The organism is Novosphingobium sp. TK46, assembly GCF_055361525.1.
Map to the genome: position 1 here is coordinate 766,013 of NZ_CM143963.1, position 16,698 is coordinate 782,710.

Genomic DNA, 16,698 nt, shown 5'->3' on the forward strand with positions numbered 1-16,698 from the left:
CCACGCAACGTCCCGTAAACATCTATACCTACACCGGTTTTCCCCGCAGTGCGGCCCGCCTCATGGTGCAACATGTCCCGCAACGGGGAACGGCTCGCCCATCCGCTCGTTAGTCTCGCATGCGCCGGCCCGAAGGCCGCAAATCCCATGACATTTCGAGATTACCCACCAGATGAGCCACCCGACGCCAGAGCCCACCCATGCCCAGGTCACCTTCAACGTGAACGGTTCCACCGTTGACCTTTCGCTGGACACCCGCACCACACTGCTCGACACCCTTCGCGAACATCTGCACCTTTCGGGCAGCAAGAAAGGCTGCGACCACGGCCAGTGCGGCGCCTGTACGGTGATCGTCAACGGCCGGCGGATCAACAGCTGTCTCAGCCTGGCTATCATGCATCAGGGTGATGAGGTGACCACCATCGAAGGCCTTGGGTCCGCTGACGATCAGCATCCGATGCAGGCGGCGTTCGTCCAGCATGATGGATATCAGTGCGGCTACTGTACGCCCGGACAGATCTGCTCGGCCATCTCGGTGATCAAGGAGATCCGTGCCGGCATTCCAAGCCACGTCACGCCCGACCTGATGCGCGAACCGTCGCTCGATGCCGCCGAAATGCGCGAGCGGATGAGCGGCAACATCTGTCGCTGCGGAGCCTATTCGAACATCGCGGAAGCCATGGCGCAAGTCGCAGGAGCCGGCGCATGAAGCCGTTCACCTACGAACGCGCGACCTCGGCGCATGATGCGGCGATCGCAGGCGCGAAGCCTGGTGCCAAGTTCATCGCGGGTGGCACCAACCTGCTCGATCTGATGAAGCTCCAGATCGAGACGCCGACGCATCTCGTCGACGTCAACGGGCTCGGCTTCGATACGATCGAGGACACACCGGACGGCGGGCTTCGCATCGGCGCGCTGGTCATCAACACCGATCTTGCCGCCGATGCGCGGGTACGCCGGGACTATGGTGTCCTGAGCCGGGCGCTACTCGCGGGTGCCTCCGGCCAGTTGCGCAACAAGGCGACGACGGCGGGCAATCTGCTGCAGCGTACCCGTTGTCCCTATTTTTATGACACGAACATGCCGTGCAACAAGCGCGAGCCGGGTACCGGCTGCGGCGCGTTGGGTGGCGTTTCCCGTCAGCTCGCCGTGATCGGATCGAGCGAGGCCTGCATTGCCACCCATCCCGGCGACATGGCGGTGGCGATGCGCGTTCTGGATGCGCAGGTCGAGACGATCGATGCCAGCGGCGGTACCCGATCGATCCCGATCGAGGCGTTCCATCGCCTGCCCGGCGATACGCCGCACATCGAGACCGCCTTGAACGCGGGCGAACTGATCACTGCGGTGACCTTGCCACCCCCTGTCGGCGGCCGGCATGTCTACCGCAAGGTTCGCGACCGCGCGTCCTATGCCTTCGCGCTGGTCTCCGTCGCGGCGGTGATCCACGAGGATGGCACCGGGGCGGTCGCCGTTGGTGGCATCGCCCATAAGCCGTGGCGGGTAGAAGCGGCCGAGGCGACGTTGCGTGACGGCGCCAAAGCCACCGCCAGCCGCCTGATGCAGGGTGCTGCACCACGTCCCGACAATGCGTTCAAGATTCCCCTGGTCGAGCGGACCCTTGCGGCCGTGCTCGCGGAGGCCAAACCATCATGAAGTTTGAAACACCCGCCGGTCTCAACCCCATCGACAAGGGCGTGCATGTCGGCCGCCCACATCCCCGCATCGAAGGGCCGTTGAAGACCGCCGGCCAGGCGACCTATGCCTACGAGCAGTGGGATCTGCCGGCCAAGCCCGCCTATGGCTGGGTGCTGGGCGCCGGCATCGCCAAGGGCCGCCTCGTCTCGCTCGACATCGCGGATGCGCAAGACGCGACCGGTGTTCTGGCCGTCGTCACGGCGGACAATGCGACCGTGCCCGGCAAGGGCGGGCGAAACGTCGCCAGGCTGTTCGCCGGTCCCCGGATCGATCACTATCATCAGGCGATCGCCATCGTCGTCGCCGGAACCTTCGAACAGGCACGCTTCGCCGCATCGCTTATCAAGCCGGAGTATGCCCGCGACGAGGGCCAGTTCGATCTTGCTGCCGCGAAGGCGACCGCCACCAAGCCCAAGGCCGGCGGTCCGCTGGGTGAGCCGGACTCGAGCTACGGCGATTTCGAAACCGCTTTCGCCGCTGCACCCATCCAGCTCGACGAGACCTACACCACGCCTGGCGAGACCCATGCGATGATGGAACCGCACGCCTCGATCGCCGCCTGGGACGATGACGGCAAGCTGACGGTGTGGACATCGAACCAGATGATCGCGTGGGCGCGGCAGGATCTTGGCAAGACATTCGATCTGCCCAAGGAGAAGATCCGGGTGATCTCTCCCTACATCGGTGGCGGCTTTGGCGGGAAGCTGTTCCTGCGCAGCGATGTCGTCTGCGCTGCGCTGGCGAGCCAGGCCGTCGGCGGTCGTCCGGTGAAGCTGGCGCTGCAGCGACCGCTGATCGCCAACAACACCACGCATCGCCCCGCCACGATCCAGCGGCTGCGGATCGGCGCTGACGAGAGCGGCAGGATCCTTGCCATCGGGCACGAAAACTGGTGCGGCAACCTGGAATCAGGCGCCGCCGACAGCTCGGTAAGCCAGACGCGCGAACTCTACGCCGGCGACAATCGCATGACGCGGACACGTCTGGCGACCCTCGATTTGCCCGAGTCCAACGCGATGCGTGCTCCGGGCGAGGCGACCGGGCTGATGACGCTGGAAATCGCCATGGACGAGCTGGCCGAAAGGCTCGGGATCGACCCCGTCGCGCTGCGCATCATCAACGATACGCAGGTCAATCCGGAGAAACGGGAACAGCCTTATTCCATGCGCAACCTGACCCAGTGCCTGCGCGACGGCGCGGATCGGTTCGGATGGAGCGAGCGTCCGGCGAAGCCAGCCTCGCGCCGCGAAGGCGATTGGCTGGTCGGGTACGGCATGGCGACCGCGTTCCGCAACAACCAGAACGGCAAATCCGCGGCGCGGGTACGCCTGGGCACCGATGGCAAGCTCACGGTCGAAACGGACATGACCGATATCGGCACCGGCAGCTACACCATCATCGCCCAGACCGCGGCCGAGATGCTCGGTCTGCCGCTTGAAGCGATCGACGTAAGGCTGGGCGATTCGGACTTTCCGGTTTCGGCAGGGTCAGGCGGACAATGGGGCGCCAACAGCTCGACATCGGGTGTCTATGCCGCCTGCGTCAAGCTGCGCGAGGCCATCGCGCATAAACTTGGCGTGGACGGGGAGACGGCGGACTTCGTCGACGGCGAGGTGCGCAGCGGCAACCGTTCCTATGCGCTGGCCGACGCGACGCGCGAAGGCGAACTGGTGGCCGAAGACCGGATCGAATGGGGCGATATCGAAAACGACTTCAAGCAATCGACCTTCGGCGCCCATTTCGTGGAGGTCGGCGTGGATGTGTTCACCGGCGAGGTTCGCGTCCGCCGGATGCTGGCGGTCTGCGCATCGGGACGCATCCTCAATCCGCAGACCGCGCGCAGCCAGGTGATCGGCGCGATGACGATGGGTGTCGGCGCGGCGCTGATGGAAGAGCTCGCGGTGGACACGCGCTATGGCCTGTTCGTGAACCACGACCTTGCCGGATACGAGGTGCCGGTACATGCCGACATTCCGCACCAGGAGGTGGTGTTCCTCGACGAAGTGGACGACAAGGTTTCGCCGATGAAGGCGAAGGGCGTGGCGGAACTCGGCATCTGCGGTGTCGCGGCGGCTTTGGCCAATGCGATCTACAACGCGACCGGTGTGCGCGTGCGCGACTATCCGATCACCTTGGACAAGCACCTGGAACACTTGCCCGAGGTCGCCTAGCGAACGTCGTCCGCGCCGCTGGATCAGTCCAGCGGTGCGACGTCGACCGACGAGGTCATCGTCTGCTTGCCGCCGCCGCGAAAGGTGCCGTCCAGTGGCGCGACGTCGGAATAGTCGCGGCCCATGCCCAGGAAGATGTGGCCGGTGTCCGCCAGCATGTCGTTGGTGGGATCGAAACCGACCCAACCCAGTTCCTCGCCGCACCACAGGTTGACCCAGGCGTGCATGGCGTCGACGCCGATCAGCCGGGGCTGGCCGGGCGGCGGCAGCGTGCGCAGGTAGCCACTGACGTATGCCGCCGGGATCCCGTGGGCGCGCGCGGCGATGATCATGATGTGGCTGAAATCCTGGCACACGCCGCGCCGCAGGTTGAACGCCTCGATCGGTAGCGTATCGGCATAAGTCGCATCGGGATCGTAGGCGAACTGGCGGTTGATCGCCTGCATCAGCGTGCGCCCGGCCGCCATCACCGGCATGCCTTCGTTCAGGAACGCACCCGCCCACAAGGCGATCTCGCGCTCGGGTGCGGCCATCGGCGACGCGAAGATGTAGGACGCCGGGCCGGTGGTGCTGAGGTCGCGCAAGGTCATGGCCCGCTCACGCAAGGCGGCCAGTCGCGGTCCGTCCGCCGTCAGCACATGCGCCGGCAGCGGCTCCTTCGACACCTGGAAACTGCTTTCCATGTGCAGCCGATCGACCGCTTCGCCCAACGTAAACTTGCTCTCGTTGATGTAATAGGCGCCGCCGGTCTCGACGATCGTGGCCGGACGCGGATCGACGCTCAGCACGAAATCGGACACGGTCTGTCCCTGCCACAAGGCCGGACGTAGCCGCACATTGAAGCGCGCGAGCCGCACGGGGGTCGCATAATTGACCGTGGTGCTATGATGGACGGCATAGCGCATCATCCCAGCAAACTCCGACTGACGGTGTTCTCCGCCTTCTCGAACTGGAGGAAGTACCGCAGGGATATGGCATCGGAGAGCGCGTAGAGGCGCTTGGTCAGGTCGATGATCGTAAGCCAGTCCATCTCCCGCGCGGTCACCGCGCCGAGCGACCCCAGCAGGGCGCGCGCCTCACGCAGCGGTTGTTCGGGCATGGTATCGTCGCGCAAGGGCGGGAGCTGTTCGAGGTTGGCGACGATCTCGCCGACCTGAAACATCAGCGAGCGCGGATTATCGGGGTCTAGCAATACGAGGTCGAACACCGGGTTGCGCATCGGCTCGGTCAGGTAGCGTGAGCGATAGACGATCTGGCTGTCGCACAAGTCGAGCACGGTGCCCAATTCGTCGGTATCGAACAGCCCGCTGCCGCTTTCCATCAACTGGCTGACGATCCGGCACGTACCCAGGGCGCGCTCGATCCGTTTGCCGATCTCGAGGAAGCGCCAGGCGTGGCTGCGGATCATGTTCTCCGAGGCAAGCCCGGCCAGCGCGCTGAACTGTTCGAGCAACTGGTTGGCCGCTGCGAGCATGTCTTGCGGGCGCTGCGGATCGATCGGCGGCATCGGCCGGCTGACGATGCGCCACAGATCGCGGGCCAGTCTTTCACGCAGCACCGCGCCAACGCCCAGGCGACGCGCGATCAGCGTGGCGACACCTCCGGGCAGGCGACTTTCCGACAGCGCCGCTGCACAGATCGCGGCGAACGGCTTTTGCACCGTCGGCTCGGCGATCGCGTCCCACTCATGCAGCAGGCCGGCCAGACTGCGGCGCACGCCCAGATCGCCGACCCGCCCCGCATCGACCGCGATCGAACTGCCCAGGATCGCGCGCACGATCCGCACGGTGAGATCCGCGCGCTCGTTGTAACGGGCGAACCAGAACAGGTTATCCGCAGCCTGGCTGGCCAGGATGCCCGTGCCTCGCGAGACGGGAGGCTCCAGGGCCAGACTGCTCGATGCCGGACCGGCGGAAGGATGATCGTCGACGATCCAGCAGTCGGCGGACAGATCGCCCTCGCCGATCAGCGAAGTGGGTAGCGTCTCGTTGGCAGCGATACGCGCGAAGCCGCCGGGCATCACCGTCCAGCTGCCGTCCTCAGCCCGGGCGACGAATGCGCGCAGCGTGAACGGGCGCGGCACCAACTGGCCGTCGACCACGACCGGGGTGGTCGAAAGCTGGACCACTTCCTGCCCGCAATAATCCATCGGTCGGCGCCGCATCGCTTCGAGCAAGGCGCTGCGCTGCGTCGGGTCGAGGCTGGCGCCCTGCACCGGATTACTATCGACCAGCCCCTCGGTCGGCTGACCGAACGCGGAAACCAGCGCGAGGCGGTCGAAGCGGCTTTGAACGGTACGAGCTTCGGCGTGCTGGCCGCACCACCACGTCGCGACGGTAGGCAGGATCGGATCTTCGCCCAGCAACACCCGGCACAGGCGCGGCATGAAGGCATTGAACGCCGGCGACTCCAGCACTTCGACACCGGGCCAGTTGGCGATCTGAAGATTGCCGGCCGCCCAGGCGTCGAACATGTTGGCGACACCCAGCTGCGACTTGGCGTCGAAGGTTAGCGGATCGAGCGCATTGGTATTGAGCCAGCGCCAGACCGCGTCGACACGGCGCGGCCCGGTGATCGTGCCGACGTAGAGCTTGTCGTCCTGCACCGACAAGTCGCGCCCCTCGACCAGCGGCAAGCCGAGATAGCGCGCAAGGTGTGCCTGCTCGGCATAAGTCTGGTTGAAGCGTCCCGGGGTCAGCAGCGCGATGCGCGGGCGCTCGCGGCGGCAATCGGCGGCGATGCCTTCGCGCAAGACGGCGAAGAAGTCGGCCAGGCGCCGCACGTTGTTCTTGGCCAGCAGTGCGTCGGTGGTGCGCGTCATCGCCAGCCGGTTTTCCAGCGCATAGCCGACCCCGGTGGCGAGGCGGACGCGGTCGTTCAGCACGCGCCACTGGCCCTTCGGACCGCGTGCCAGATCGGCGGCATAGACGTGGATGAAGTGTCCGTTGTCGGGACTGCGGCCGAGCATCTTGCGCGCGAAGAAGGGGCTGCCCGCGACCACCGCAGCGGGCAAGTGGCCTTGAGCTACCAGCGTCTGCGGCCCGTAGATGTCGCGCGCCAATTGCTCGAACAGGGTCGCGCGCTGGATCAGACCGCGCTCGACCCCGGCCCACTCGTCCGCGCCGATGATCAGCGGCAGCGGTGTGACCGGCCAGGCGCGCTCGTCCTGATCGCCGGCGATGCGGAAGGTAAGGCCAAGGTCGTCGATATGGCGCGCGGTGGTGTCGGCCAGCACCGCCGGATCGCCTTGCGCCATCGCCGCCAGGCCCCCTGCGATCGCGCGCCACTTGGCGGCGACCGCAGGTGCGGCATCGGCGTAGAGATCACCGGCGGTGGCATCGACCGGATAGCGGTCGAGCCAGCCGCCTTGTGGCTGCGGCGTTCTAGACGCCACGGATCGGTCGGCGTAAGTCCAGCGTGTAGGCGAACTCGCCGACCGTCTCCTCGGGCGGCGTGGCGAGCTGGCCCGGTGAGTGGCCGTTCTCCTGAAACCGCGCCTTGCGGCGGGCTTCGGCCTCGTAGTCGTTGATCGGCACCACGTCGTAGCTTCGCCCGCCGGGATGCGCGACGTGATAGACGCAGCCGCCCAGCGAGCGGCTGTTCCAGGTGTCGAAGATGTCGAACGTCAGCGGTGCATGCGCGGGCATCAGGGGATGCAGGCACTCGGCCGGAGCCCAGGCCTTGTAGCGCACGCCACCGACACCCTGCCCCCGCCCGGTCGGGATAAGCGGCACGCGGCGACCGTTGCAGGTAATAACATGACGCCCGGCGACGAGTCCGGTGGCCTTGACCTGCAGCCGCTCGGTCGAGCTGTCGACATAGCGCACGGTGCCGCCGATCGCGCCGGTCTCACCCAGCACGTTCCACGGTTCCAGCGCGTGGCTGATCTCGAGATGAACGCCGCCGCCTTCGACTTCGCCGTGGACGGGGAAGCGGAACATGCGTTGCGCCTCGAACCAGGCCGGGTCGAAGTGGTAGCCGGCGCGGTCGAGGTCGGCGAGGACGTCGAGGAAATCCTCCCACACGAACTGGCCCAGCATGAAGCGGTCGTGCAGCTGCGTGCCCCAGCGCATCAGCGGGCCGTCGATCGGGTTCTTCCAGAACGTGGCGGTCAGCGCGCGCAGCAGGAGTTGCTGAGCCAGCGACATCTTGGCGTCCGGCGGCATCTCGAAGGCGCGGAATTCGACCAGGCCAAGCCGTCCGGTCGGACCATCGGGCGAGAACATCTTGTCGATGCAGATCTCGGTGCGATGAGTGTTGCCGGTGACGTCGGTCAGCAGGTTGCGGAACAGGCGATCGACCACCCACGGCGCGGGTTGCTCCTGATCCGGGCCGGGCACTTGACCCAGCGCGATCTCCAGTTCGTAGAGGCTATCGTGACGCGCCTCGTCGATCCGCGGGCTCTGGCTGGTCGGACCGATGAACAGGCCGGAGAAGAGATAGCTGAGCGATGGGTGCCGCTGCCAGTAGGTGACGAAGCTCTTGAGCAAGTCCGGGCGGCGGATGAACGGCGAGTCGAGCAACGTCGGCCCGCCCAGGACGATGTGGTTGCCGCCACCGGTGCCGATCGAGCGGCCATCGACCATGAACTTGTCGGCGGTGAGGCCAATCGAGCGCGCCGCGTCGTAGAGCGTCTCGGTGATCTCCACCGTCTCGCGCCAGCTGGCGCTGGGGTGGATGTTGACCTCGATCACGCCCGGATCGGGCGTGACCTTGAGCACCTGGATGCGTGGGTCCGGCGGCGGCGGATAGCCTTCGATCCGCACCGGCACGCCGCGTTCCTTCGCCACCACTTCGATGGCGGCGACGAGTTCGAGGTAATCTTCCAGCTTCTCGGTCGGCGGGATGAACACCGCGAGGAAATCGCCGCGCGGCTCGATGGTGACGGCGGTACGGACCGCGCCCTCGATCAGCTTCTGCTCGACAATTTCCTGCGCGTTGCCGTCCGGGCCAGCGACCCGCTCGGAGCGTTGCTCCGGCATCGCGGCATCGCGCACTTCGTTGCCGCGCTCAATCACCTGGGTGCGGAAGTCAGCCAGCGGCTGCAACGGCTCGGCGGTGTCGCGCGGGTGGATGTAGGGGTAGTCGGACGCCGGCACATGCGGCAGCGAGCCCAGCGGCAGGCGATAGCCGATGGCGCTGTCGCCCGGCACCGCGGTCAGCGTGCCCTTGCGGACCTTCCACTGCTCGCTCTTCCAGCGCGGGATCTGCTGGCTCTCGGCATTCCAGCGCTGCACCGGCAGGACGAAGCCGACCGGCTTGTCCAGCCCACGGCGATACGTACGGCGGAAACGGCGGGCGAGCTCCTCGTCCTCGATCTTGGGGTCGAGCGGAGTGACGTTGACCGGCAAGTCCTCCTCCTTCTCAGCCCACTCCTCGACATCCTCGAACACCGGCTGCACGTAGTCGATCTCGACGCCCAGGTTCTGCGCGGCGGCGCGCAGGATCTCGCCGGCGACTTCGACGTCGATCGTCGGCACTGGCTCAGCCTCGGCGCCCTTAGCCATCGGCCTCTCGCCCGCCAGCAGCGAGGCATCGGTCCAGATCGGCACGCCATCCTTGCGCCAGTAGATGGAGTAGCCCCAGCGCGGCAGGCTTTCGCCGGGATACCATTTGCCCTGCCCGTGATGGAGCAGCGAGCCCGGCGCGAACTTGTCGCGCAGCAGGCGGATCAGCTGGTCAGCGTAGGCCGCCTTGGTCGGGCCGACGGCGGCGCTGTTCCACTCCGGCGCTTCGAAGTCGGTGTTGGCGATGAAGGTCGGCTCACCGCCCATGGTGAGGTTGACCTCGCCCGCCGCCAGATCGGCATCGACCTGATCGCCCAGCGCCAGCAAGGCGTTCCAGCGATCGTCGGTGAATGGCTTGGTGATGCGTACCGCCTCGGCGATGCGGCTGACATCCATCTCGAAGTGGAAGTCGACTTCGGCGGGTTCGGCCATGCCCTCGATCGGCGTGGCCGAGCGATAGTGTGGGGTGGCGCAGAGCGGGATGTGCCCCTCGCCCGCGAACATGCCCGATGTCGCGTCGAGCGCGATCCAGCCGGCGCCGGGCACGTAGGCTTCGGCCCACGCATGCAGGTCGGTCACGTCCTGCTGGACGCCTTGCGGCCCCTCCTTGGGGATCACGTCGGCGACCAGCTGGATCGAATAGCCCGATACGAACCGCGCGGCGAAGCCGAGCCGGCGCAGCAGCTGCACCAGCAGCCAGGCGGAATCCCGGCACGAGCCGATGCCGACCTGCAGCGTTTCCTCGGGCTCCATGATGCCCGATTCCATGCGGATGACATAGCCGATGCGCTGCTGCAGGCGGCTGTTGATGTCGACCAGGAAGTCGACCGTGCGGCCCTGATAGCTGGCGTGCTGCGCCACCAGATCGTCGAACAGCGGCCCTTGCGGCTCGATCTCGAAATAGGCCGACAGATCGCCCTTGAGCGTCTCGGGATAGGTGAACGGGTATTCCTCGGCGTCGGGCTCGACGAAGAAGTCGAACGGGTTGATCACCGCCAGCTCGGCCAGCATGTCGACCTCGATCGAGAAGTGGTCGACCGGATCGGGGAAGACCACTCGCGCGAGCCAGTTGCCGTGCGGATCCTGCTGCCAGTTCAGGAAATGCTCGGGCGGGCTGATCTTGAGCGAGTAGTTCGGCACCGCCGTGCGGCTGTGGGGCGCCGGCCGCAGCCGGATCACTTGCGGGCCGAGGCGGATGCGCTTGTTGTACCCATAGCGCGTCAGGTGGTGCAGAGCGGCTTTGATCATCGCTACGACCTTGCGGCAAAGCGTGCTGCGCTGCAACGTAGTTCGCCAGCTTTTGTTATACGCGGTTGAAGGTCAATTATGACAATCGACCATCGCTTTTGACGTTCGGCCCTTCGCGATTGATAAGGCAGCTTCTTCTCATGCAACGGATACCCATGCTCGAAGCGCGCGAAACGACCTCTCCGGCGGTAGAGACAAACGATGCCGATATCGCCACCTTGCCGACGCGCTTCTTCAATCGCGAGCTGAGTTGGCTGGCCTTCAACGAGCGCGTGCTGGCCGAAGCGGAGAACTCGAACTACCCGCTGCTCGAACGGCTGCGCTTCCTGTCGATCTCGGGCAGCAACCTCGACGAGTTCCTCACCGTGCGCGTCGCCGGCCTCGCCGGCCAGGTGCGCCGCCAGATCGAGGAGATCTCGATCGACGGCATGACGCCCACCCAGCAGCTTGCCGCCGTGCACGAGGAAGTGTTCAAGATCGAGGCCAAGCAGCAGCAGTCGTGGCAGGGCCTGAAAGCCAAGCTGAACGACTGTGGCATCCGCGTCATCGGCGAGGAACGCATCGGTGCCGAGGGCGAGGCCTGGCTGAAGAACTACTTCATTGAACACATCATGCCGGTGATCACCCCCCAGGCGATCGACCCGGCGCACCCGTTTCCCTTCGTTTCCAATACCGGCATCGGCGTACTGTTCTCGCTAACTCGGGAGGCTGACGACGCGCCGGTGATGGAGATGATCCTGATCCCGCAGGCCCTGCCCCGCTTCGTCCGGGTGCCGGGCGCCGATGCGATCTACATGTCGATCGAAGACCTGATCTGCCGTCACGCCGACCAGATCTTCCCCGGCTTCAGCCTCAACGGCAACGGCGTGTTCCGCGTGCTGCGCGACAGCGACATCGAGCTTGAGGAAGATGCCGAAGACCTCGTGCGCTACTATCGCACCGCGATCCAGCGACGGCGGCGTGGCAAGGTGATCGTGCTGCAGTTGCAGGGCGCTTTCGACCCGGCGGCTGAGGAATTGCTGCGCGCGCAGCTCAAGCTCGACAGCGCGCTGGTAATCAAGACCGGCGGGCTGATCGGCATGGCGGGCCTGTCCGCGCTGATCGACGAGGACCGGCCGGAGCTCAAGTTCGAGCCCTATTCGCCGCGCTTTCCCGAACGCATCCTGGAACACGACGGGGATTGCTTCGCCGCGATCCGCGAAAAGGACATCGTGATCCAGCACCCCTACGAAAGCTTCGAGGTGGTGATAGACTTCCTCAAGCAGGCGGCGCGCGATCCCGACGTCATCGCCATCAAGCAGACCCTCTATCGCGCCGGCAAGCAGTCCGCGATCGTCAACGCGCTGATCACCGCGGCCGAGGCCGGCAAGTCGGTGACGGCGGTGGTCGAGCTCAAAGCCCGTTTCGACGAAGAACAGAACCTGCTGTGGGCCAGCCAGCTGGAACGCGCGGGCGTGCAGGTGATCTACGGCTTCGTCGACTGGAAGACCCATGCCAAGGTCTCGATGGTGGTGCGCCGCGAGGGCGAGGCCTATCGTACCTATTGCCACTTCGGCACCGGCAACTACCACCCGGTGACCGCGCGCATCTATACCGACTTGTCGTATTTCACCGCGGACCCCGCCGCGGGGCGCGACGTCGGGCGGCTGTTCAACTTCATCACCGGCTATATCGAACCCAAGCAGACCGAGCTGCTGTCGATCTCGCCGATCAGCCTGCGCTCGACACTGTACGACTGCATCGATGCCGAGATCGCCAATGCCAAGGCGGGCAAGACCGCCGCGATCTGGGCCAAGATGAACTCGCTGACCGACCCTGGCCTGATCGACAAGCTCTACGCCGCCAGCCGCGCCGGGGTGACCATCGTTCTGGTCCTTCGCGGCATCTGCTGCCTGCGCCCCAGGATCGAGGGCCTGTCCGAAACCATCACCGTCAAGTCGATCATCGGGCGGTTCCTGGAACACGCGCGCATCTGGGCTTTCGCCAACGGCAGCGAACTGCCGAGCGACGATGCCAAGGTGTTCATCACCTCCGCCGACGGCATGAGCCGCAATCTCGATCGCCGGGTCGAGCTGTTGCTGCCGATCAGCCATGGCACCGTGCACGATCAGGTGCTGGGGCAAGTGATGCTCGCCAACCTGCTGGATACCGAACAGAGCTGGATCCTGGAAAGCGACGGCACGTACGAGCGGATCGAGGAGGTCGGTGGCGAGGCGGAAGAGGACAGTTTCAACCTGCATCGCTACTTCATGACCAATCCGTCGCTTTCAGGGCGCGGCGCGTCACTCGCCAGTGGACGAAAGGTGCCCAAGCTCTCGCTTAGGCGCGGCAACATCTGACATAGCCCGCCGATAAACGGGTCCAACGGGAATCGCGCGAACAATATGACCGGTACCAACCCTGATGCGTCTTCGGCGCAAGCGTTCGCACCTGCCCGTCTCGCCGACGATGCGGCGCTCGCCAGCCTGTATGCCGCCGACTACGCCGGCATGAAGCGCGCGATCATCGACATCGGCTCGAACACCGTGCGGCTCGTGGTGTACAATGGCCCGCCGCGCGCCCCGATCGTGATCCTCAACGAGAAGATCAGCGCCAAGCTGGGCAAGGATATCGGCAAGGACGGGCTGCTGTCGGCCAAGTCGATGGATACCGCTTTGTCCGCGTTGGCGCGCTTTGCCGCCATGCTCAAGCTGCTGGGTATCGACGATGTCGATTGCGTCGCCACTGCCGCGAGCCGCGATGCGCGCAACGGGCCGGAATTCCTCGCAGCGGTACGCAACCTCGGCCTTTCGCCACGGCTGCTGACAGGCGAGGAGGAAGCGCAAGCCAGCGCGATCGGCGTGATGGCCGCCTTCCCCGGCGCGCGCGGGACCGTCGGCGACCTTGGCGGAGGCAGCCTGGAACTGGTGGCGATCGACGGCACGGGATGCCGGGGCGGCATCACCCTGCCTTATGGCACGTTGCGGCTGGGCGACCTGCGCGCCGCCGGCCCGGTCCGCTTCGCCGCCGCCGTACGCGACGGCCTCTCGCAGGCCAGCTGGTCCAGCGGCGCCGGCCTGCCACTCTACATCGTCGGTGGATCGTGGCGGGCACTGGCACTGCAGGCGATGCACGAGATCGGCTGGCCGCTGGACGATCCGCACGATTTCGAACTCGCCCCCGAAGAGGCGCTGCGGATGTGCCGCCAGTTCGAGAAAGGCAAGCTTGAGCGGCCCGACCCGCGCATCGCCGCCTCGCGCGTCGGGACCGTACCCGATGCCGCCGCGCTGCTGGGCCAACTGGTCGAGCGCATATCGCCTTCGCGGATCGTATTTTCCTCATGGGGCCTGCGTGAAGGCTTGCTGTTCGCGCGGCTCGATCCGCAGGTCCGCGCGCAGGATCCGATGCTGGCCGGCGTGATCGCCTTCGCCCGAACCTCGCTGGTATCACCCGAGCATGCCGCAGCCGTAGCGCGCTGGACATCGGCGGCGGGCGATGATCCACGCCGGAACGGCAACCTGCGGCTTGCATCCACGATGCTGGCGCTCGCCGCGATGCGGACCGAACCCAACATGCGCGCCGAACAGGCGATGGGCTGGGCGCTGCGCAAGCGCTGGATCGGGCTCAACGCGCGTGGCCGGGCGATGATGGCGATGACCGTCTTCGCCAATTCCGGCCTGACCGAAGTGCCCGCCGCATTGTCGCGCCTCGCCTCGGCCGAGGATCTGCATCACGCGGTTTCGTGGGGGCTGGGCATCCGCCTATGCCGCCGACTGACCGGTTGCGCGGAGCAGGCTCTGGCCGGGACCACCCTGACCCGCGCGGGCAACGATCTCGTACTTGCCCTCACCGAGCCGCTAAAAGCGCTCTACAGCAACAGCGCGGGCAAGGACTTGCGCCATCTGGCCGAGTGGCTGGGCCTGGGCTGGAAGGTCACGTCCACCCCCGAAAGCTGAGGGCCCGGCGCCCGATCAGCTTACCAGCGAGCGGCTCTCGGCGATCATCGCGATCCCGCGCTTGCCCTCGTGCCGGTCGAGCTGGACGACGATGTCGATGACGCTGGCGGCATATTCCAGTGTTTCGCTGCGGGTCAGGCCGATACCGGTCTGCATGCTCATCAACGCGATCTGTTCCAGCGCGCCGCGCGGGCTGTTGGCATGGACGGTCGAGAACGAGCCGGGATGTCCGGTGTTGATCGCTCGCAGGAAGCTGACCGTCTCGGTGCCGCGCAGCTCGCCCAGCACGATGCGATCGGGCCGCAGGCGCAGCGCGGCCTGGAGCAGATCGTTGGCCGAGACCTTGGCCTCGCCCAGTTCGCCCTTCACCGCGATCAGGCCCACGCCGTTCGTGCCCGGCAGGCGCAGTTCGGCGGTGTCCTCGACCAGCACCACCCGCTCGTGCTCGGGGATCTCGGTGAGCATCGCGTTGAGGAACGTAGTCTTGCCGGTCGATGTGCCGCCCGAAATCAGGATCGTGCGGCGCCGCCGGATCGCATCGCGAAGAAACGCGATCGGCGTCACCAGCGGATCGGGCGCAGGCATTTCGGGCGCGATCGTGATCGGCCCGCGATCGTAGGCATCGAGCGGCAGTTCAAGCAGGCGGTGGCGGCGTATCGCCATCGCCCAGTTTGCGCGAGTGGCTGGCGGACCGACCAGCTGGATGCGCGCGCCCGATTGCCCCGCCAGCGCCGGAAGCGTGGCCGAGAGCAGCGGATGTTCGCGATTGATACCCTGATGGCTGACGCGCGCGACTTGCTCGGCCAGTCGCTGCAGCAGCTGGTTGTCCATGGCTGGTACCATCACGCATTGCATGCCGGCATGGTCGGCATCCTCGATCCACACCTCGCCGGGGCGGTTGACCAGGATCTCGGTCACCGTCTCACGCTCGAGCCAGGGCCGAAGCGGTGCAAGGTATGCATCGAGATAGACGCTGCGCGATGCCGCGGGCGTAGTCACCAGCTCGGTGTTCTCGCGCTTGGGCAGGGCATGGACATCGGCCATCGCTTACTTCGCCTTCGAGAAATCGAGATCCTTGGCGGTGAACACCCGGATCGGCTCACCCTGGCGCACGCGGATCGTCGGGCCCACGGTTCCGCTTTGCTGCACTGCCGCCGCCGCCGCCGACTGACCGCCGCCGACAATGACCGACGAGTTGTTGCCGATCAGGTTGGTCAGACCACCCACCACCGACAGCAAGGCCGCCGAGCCGAACCGCTCGAAGAAGTGCGTGTTGACCTTCCCGGCAAGGCCGGTCTCGCCTCCGAACGCAATCGCCGGCGAGCCGAGGTCGACCGATACGCCATCGGGGCGGATGAGCCGCGTCCAGATGACGTAGGCGCGCTTCTGGCCTGCTGTCAGCCCGCTCTTGTACTGGCCGATCAGCCGCGAGGAACGCGGGACCAGCACGCTGCGACCATCGAAGCTGCGTACATCGGTGCTGACGATAGCGCGCACGAAGCCGGGCACGTCGGTGTCGATCGCGGTTTCCAGCACCGCCGGGATCAGCGTGCCTTGGGTTACCGTGGTCGCCGGATCGAAGCTGCGAGAGGCCGACGCGCTCGATCCGCCAAGCCCGCCCAGGCGCGCGGCGAAATCCTCGTTGGCGGTGCCGGGCTTGAAGTCGCCCTTGCCGGTGGCCGCTTCGGGCGCCGAGGTGCCGACGGCATCGAACACCACCGTCGGGCTGGCGGCCGGATTGCCCTGCGGGTTCATCGCCGCGTTGGGCGATGCGGCGAGCACGGCTTGGGGCGCGGGTGCGTTCAACGGCGCGGCCATACCATCGGGAGAGACGATCGGAGCCGAGGGCACCGGCGTGATCGCGCCCGCCGGCATCACGACCGGCGCCGGAGCCACCGGCGCCACCGGCTTGGGCGTGGCATTGCGCGCCGCATCCATCGACCACAGGGTAAGTCCGCCCAGCGCCGCGACGATGGCCAGTCCGGCGACGAGGCCGAGGCCGTCGGCCTTCTTGCGCTGGGTGACCGAGGGGAGGACGTTGCGGGTAGCCAGATCGATGATCTGCGCGCCACCCTGTTCGCGCGGGTCGCGGGCCCGATCGGTGTCGATACGCTCACGCAGGACGGTATTGGGAGCCAT

At 66.4% G+C, this 16,698-nt stretch carries 10 protein-coding genes; 5 read left to right on the plus strand and 5 right to left on the minus strand.

Annotated features, from left to right (window positions below; genetic code table 11):
- Window positions 1-172: 172 nt before the first annotated feature.
- From paoA to paoC, 3 genes are read left to right on the plus strand one after another with little or no spacing between them, the layout of a single operon-like run.
- A complete protein-coding gene (paoA, locus tag ACXJ1Z_RS03580; protein ID WP_463779584.1) occupies window positions 173-709 on the plus strand; it encodes an aldehyde dehydrogenase iron-sulfur subunit PaoA in 537 nt (178 codons plus the stop codon).
- Window positions 706-1,656: an FAD binding domain-containing protein gene (locus tag ACXJ1Z_RS03585; RefSeq protein WP_463779585.1), complete on the plus strand. Its 951-nt coding sequence runs from the start codon at window positions 706-708 to the stop codon at window positions 1,654-1,656. Before paoA ends, ACXJ1Z_RS03585 begins: the two co-directional genes overlap by 4 nt.
- On the plus strand, window positions 1,653-3,869 hold the full coding sequence (paoC, locus tag ACXJ1Z_RS03590) for an aldehyde oxidoreductase molybdenum-binding subunit PaoC (RefSeq protein WP_463779586.1): 2,217 nt from the start codon (window positions 1,653-1,655) through the stop codon (window positions 3,867-3,869). The genes ACXJ1Z_RS03585 and paoC overlap by 4 nt, the downstream gene beginning before the upstream one ends.
- A gap of 23 nt (window positions 3,870-3,892) precedes the next feature.
- On the opposite strand, the gene ACXJ1Z_RS03595 is transcribed toward paoC, so the two are convergent.
- The 3 genes from ACXJ1Z_RS03595 to ACXJ1Z_RS03605 are packed head-to-tail and all read right to left on the minus strand — an operon-like array spanning window position 3,893 to window position 10,624.
- Window positions 3,893-4,774 carry a transglutaminase family protein gene (locus ACXJ1Z_RS03595; RefSeq protein ID WP_463781160.1) on the minus strand — a complete coding sequence of 294 codons (882 nt, stop codon included), beginning with the start codon at window positions 4,772-4,774 and terminating at the stop codon, window positions 3,893-3,895.
- Window positions 4,774-7,263, minus strand: coding sequence for a circularly permuted type 2 ATP-grasp protein (locus tag ACXJ1Z_RS03600; RefSeq protein WP_463779588.1), 2,490 nt, complete (start codon window positions 7,261-7,263; stop codon window positions 4,774-4,776). The genes ACXJ1Z_RS03595 and ACXJ1Z_RS03600 overlap by 1 nt, the downstream gene beginning before the upstream one ends.
- A complete protein-coding gene (locus ACXJ1Z_RS03605) occupies window positions 7,253-10,624 on the minus strand; it encodes a transglutaminase family protein (protein ID WP_463779589.1) in 3,372 nt (1,123 codons plus the stop codon). The genes ACXJ1Z_RS03600 and ACXJ1Z_RS03605 overlap by 11 nt, the downstream gene beginning before the upstream one ends.
- Window positions 10,625-10,779: 155 nt before the next feature.
- On the opposite strand from ACXJ1Z_RS03605, the gene ACXJ1Z_RS03610 reads away from it, so the two are divergent.
- Both ACXJ1Z_RS03610 and ACXJ1Z_RS03615 read left to right on the plus strand, forming a co-directional pair.
- A complete protein-coding gene (locus tag ACXJ1Z_RS03610) occupies window positions 10,780-12,963 on the plus strand; it encodes an RNA degradosome polyphosphate kinase (RefSeq protein WP_463781161.1) in 2,184 nt (727 codons plus the stop codon).
- Window positions 12,964-13,008: 45 nt separating this feature from the next.
- Entirely contained in the window at window positions 13,009-14,559 is a 1,551-nt protein-coding gene (locus tag ACXJ1Z_RS03615) for a Ppx/GppA phosphatase family protein (protein ID WP_463779590.1), read from the plus strand.
- A 15-nt stretch (window positions 14,560-14,574) separates the two neighbouring features.
- On the opposite strand, the gene ACXJ1Z_RS03620 is transcribed toward ACXJ1Z_RS03615, so the two are convergent.
- Together ACXJ1Z_RS03620 and ACXJ1Z_RS03625 are read right to left on the minus strand one after the other, a co-directional pair.
- Window positions 14,575-15,603 (minus strand): ATPase, T2SS/T4P/T4SS family, encoded by a 1,029-nt coding sequence (locus ACXJ1Z_RS03620; protein WP_463779592.1) that lies wholly within the window; start codon window positions 15,601-15,603, stop codon window positions 14,575-14,577.
- 3 nt (window positions 15,604-15,606) lie between these two features.
- Window positions 15,607-16,698: a TraB/TrbI/VirB10 family type IV secretion system protein gene (locus ACXJ1Z_RS03625; protein WP_463779594.1), complete on the minus strand. Its 1,092-nt coding sequence runs from the start codon at window positions 16,696-16,698 to the stop codon at window positions 15,607-15,609.